The following is a 1,579-nucleotide window of genomic DNA, read 5'->3' as shown; positions in this document are numbered from 1 at the left end:
CAATTCCCCCGTTTCACCTTCTAACCCGGAGGTGCGTCCCCCATCACCTGTCATCCGACCCAATTCAGCCGCAGAATTATTACAGCGGATGAAAGAAAATGCCCGTATCGCCACCGGCAAAGAGATTAAGCCGGAGATTAAGTTACCAGATGCGAATGTTGGGGTTGATCTCCAGAAGCAGCCTGAAACGCCTCATCATTCAGTTGATCCCCAACCCGTTTCCACTCATCAGATCCCCCCCAGTCGCAAACCGATCCCCCCTACGCAACTGCCAGGATCACGACCCAGTTCAGCGGCAGAACTATTGCAGCGCATGAAAGATAATGCGCGGATTGCCACAGGGAAGGCGATCGATCTCAACTCATCGTTAACGCCTTCTGATGGTGTGGCCTTACAAAAACAGCAGGAATCTTCCCCCAACCTTACAACCCATCAACCCGTTTTACAAAATACAGATCCCCATCATAGGGATCAACCTGATCAAATTCCGCCAAGTCGCAAACCCACTCCCCCAACCCCAACACCGGGAACACGACCCAGTTCAGCGGCAGAACTATTACAGCGCATGAAGGATAATGCCCGTATCGCAACAGGCAAGGAGATTAAGCCAGACCTAACCATAACGCCTTCTGATAGTGAAGTTAATCAAAAAACTCAATCTGATTTTGCCAATCAATCTGAACAAATTTCAGAAAAAAAAAGTAATTTAAACGCAGAAACTACTCCCAAAACTAATTCTCCAAAGGGAATCATTGATTCAATTAAAAATGTTGCGCAAAAAATAATAGGAGGTGTTCCTTCTGGAACATCTAGCAACAAAAATTCCACAAAAATCAATTCCCCTGAAACCATTCAACGTCAGTTAAAAACAAAGGAACCTAGTTCTTTTGAAACCATCCAGCAACAAGCAAACAATTCACCCAGTCAATCTCAATCTATAGAATCTAGTGGTTTTGATAATATTCAGCGTCAAACTGAAGTCAGTCAGCCTAGCTCGCCTGAAGTGATTCAAAGTCAAGAGCAGGATTTCCCTATTTCTTCGCAAACCAGAGAAACCAATTCTGCTGAAACTGTTCAGCGTCAAACTGAAGTTAATCAGTCCAACTCGCCTGAAGTGATTCAAAGACAAGAGCAGAATTTCCCTGTTCAGCCTCAAATCAGAGAAACCAATTCTCCTGAAACTGTTCAGCGTCAAACTGAATTTAGTGAGTCCAACTCGCCTGAAGTGATTCAAAGACAAGAGCAAAATTTCCCTGTTCAGCATCAAACCAGAGAAACCAATTCTCCTGAAACCGTTCAGCGTCAAACTGAAGTTAGTCAGCCTAGCGATCCTGAAACCATTCAACGTCAATCAGAAATTGGTCAGGCTAGCTCACCTGAAGTGATTCAAAGACAAGAGCAAGATTTTTCTGTTCCGTCTCAAATTAGCGAAACCAATTTTCCTGAAACTGTTCAGCGTCAAACTGAAGTCAGTCAGCCTAGCTCGCCTGAAGTGATTCAAAGTCAAGAGCAGGATTTCCCTATTTCTTCGCAAACCAGAGAAACCAATTCTGCTGACACTGTTCAGCGTCAAATTGCA

General features: G+C 44.4%; 1 protein-coding gene. It reads left to right on the top strand.

Annotated features, from left to right (window positions below; all coding sequences use genetic code 11):
* Positions 1-88 precede the first annotated feature (88 nt).
* Positions 89-1,579: hypothetical protein (locus VB712_RS20305; RefSeq protein WP_323258177.1), on the top strand; the 1,491-nt coding region annotated here is incomplete at its 3' end.

Origin of the sequence: Spirulina sp. CCNP1310 (assembly GCF_034932185.1) — a bacterium.
In the GTDB taxonomy this organism is placed as follows: Bacteria; Cyanobacteriota; Cyanobacteriia; order Cyanobacteriales; family Spirulinaceae; genus Spirulina.
This window is presented reverse-complemented; position numbering and strand designations above follow the sequence as displayed.